This window comes from Clostridium sp. CAG:265 (assembly GCF_000436575.1).
Classification (GTDB): Bacteria; Bacillota; Clostridia; order Clostridiales; family Clostridiaceae; genus Clostridium; species Clostridium lentum.
The window spans coordinates 1-1,969 of the sequence record NZ_FR886586.1 but is presented as its reverse complement, the minus strand read 5'-3'; the positions used below and the strand labels follow the sequence as shown (position 1 = coordinate 1,969).

The window sequence follows — 1,969 nt, the reverse complement described above, 5'->3', positions numbered from 1 at the left end:
AAGCTCTAGGCTCTGATAAATATTTTTCTATAACTTCTCTTGCTTCTAACCAGCCATAGCATACACAAGCTGCATATCCCTCTTCTTGAAGTGAATTAATCCATTCTTTTTGTTCCTTGCTTGGCTTATTTTTTCCTGCTTTCATTTCTATGTATAGTCCATGATATTTACCTCTTGATACTGGTAAACATATATCTGGAACACCTCTTTTTACACCTTCTCTTTTTAAGTTAGTAGCAGTTCTAATATCTCTTATTCCTCCATTTGGTATATGGTGTAATAATTTAAGTTCTGGATATTTTTGCTGTGCTAAACCAACCCATTGAAATAATGCTTTCTGTTCTTGGCTTTCACTTGGTGCTGTTCTTTTTATTCTTGTTACCGTCATTCCCTTCCATTCTCCTTCCTTGACATTTTTGCATATATATAAATTCCTCCAAAATCATCAGAGATATATGTATCACTTTTTAAAAATTTATAATTCTTATTTTTCTTTTCAAAAAATTCTTTATGTGAATACTCTTTAATTGCAAGTCTTTCAACTTTTCTTCTTGTAAGGCTTGTACTATCTATAGTTACAACAGGCTTCTTTAAATTTTTTGAATGGCCAATCCTTCTTTTTGCTTGAGCTGCCATATATGTGGCTACTTCTTCAAATTGAAATTCATTAGGCTGTAATCTCTTAGCATTAACAACTCCCAAATCCCACTTTTCTTCTGCTACATCTCTATCCATTTCACTCACTATCAAATGATGATGTATTCTAGTTCTTTTACTTTTCTTTGGATCATCTACAAAGTCTATAACATGAATATATTTAAATTCTTCATTAGGTCTATTTTTCTTAAACCATCTTTTAAGCTTTTTTATATAGTTATCTATATCCTTCTTTGCTCTATCTTCATTAACTAAAGTTGCTTTCTTATATGTAAGAGTTATATATAAATCACCTTGTTTAAAATTAGCATTAACTAATCTTATTGTATTTTTTATTCTATTCTTCTTATTTAATTTCTCTTGAGCTTTTGAAGATTTTCCTTTCTTCATAGATCTTCTATAATCTCTTCCTTTTGGTATACAATATAATTCTTTCTCAACCATACTTCCCGCTTTTATAGTTTTAATTACATATACATACTCACTATTTAATCTTAAATTTTCATACTCTTCTAAACTCTTAATCTGCTTATCATAAATTGATTCATAATCATACTCTTCATATAACTTCTTTAGTTTCTTTCTATTCATGTCTAAACCTCATATTTTCTTTATTTAAATATATAGATGTCTGATTTATTAATACCTAATACAAGCCCTCCAAAAGCTCTAAAAAAGCTTTAAAAAAATAAGTCTAATTTGACTTTTTATGATTATTTATTTATAATTTTCTTGTATTAAAAAAAGTAATTTTAAAAAACTTTTTAATTTAATTATCAGGCTTTACACATTACTAATCTCCTGCCAAAGACGTTTAGTAATGTGTTTTTCTTTTTTGTATTATTTTTCATAATTCTATGATGCTCTCACCAGTTTCTATATCATATACAATTCCATTATCTATATCTGTTTTTACTTCTTTATCTTTAAATACAATTTCCTTTGCTTCTTCTATAGCTACAAGCCAACCAATATTTTTATCTTTTTTCATTATCTCTTTAGCTATGTCAACTACATCATTTAAATCTCTTATTGTTCCCACTATAACAACCCCAAATCTCTACATATATCATCTACTGTACATTTATATAATTTACTAAGCTTTACAGCATATTCTAATCTCAAATTGTCATGACCTCTTTCTATCATTGATAATGATCCTTTTGCAATTCCTAAATAATCAGATACTACATCTTCAGACATTCCTACTTTAATTCTTCTTTTTCTTAATGGTGTTAATTTCATATTTAAAACTCCTTTTCTAATTTTGTAATATTTTGTAGACTTTTGTAATAAATTTATGGTAAAATAT

Annotated in this window: 4 protein-coding genes; all 4 read right to left on the bottom strand. The window is 27.3% G+C overall.

Translation table 11 applies throughout. The features are described 5' to 3' along the window. Window positions 1-388: VRR-NUC domain-containing protein (locus Q5O29_RS02360; protein ID WP_302631602.1), on the bottom strand; the 388-nt coding region annotated here is incomplete at its 3' end. Next, window positions 385-1,248 carry a hypothetical protein gene (locus Q5O29_RS02355; RefSeq protein WP_022211419.1) on the bottom strand — a complete coding sequence of 288 codons (864 nt, stop codon included), beginning with the start codon at window positions 1,246-1,248 and terminating at the stop codon, window positions 385-387. The genes Q5O29_RS02355 and Q5O29_RS02360, both read right to left, overlap by 4 nt. A gap of 256 nt (window positions 1,249-1,504) precedes the next feature. Beyond that, window positions 1,505-1,699, bottom strand: a complete 195-nt coding sequence (locus Q5O29_RS02350) for a hypothetical protein (protein ID WP_022211418.1) — start codon at window positions 1,697-1,699, stop codon at window positions 1,505-1,507. After that, window positions 1,699-1,969, bottom strand: a 271-nt coding sequence (locus tag Q5O29_RS02345; protein ID WP_302631600.1) for a helix-turn-helix transcriptional regulator, incomplete at its 5' end; no start/stop codon positions are given. The genes Q5O29_RS02350 and Q5O29_RS02345, both read right to left, overlap by 1 nt.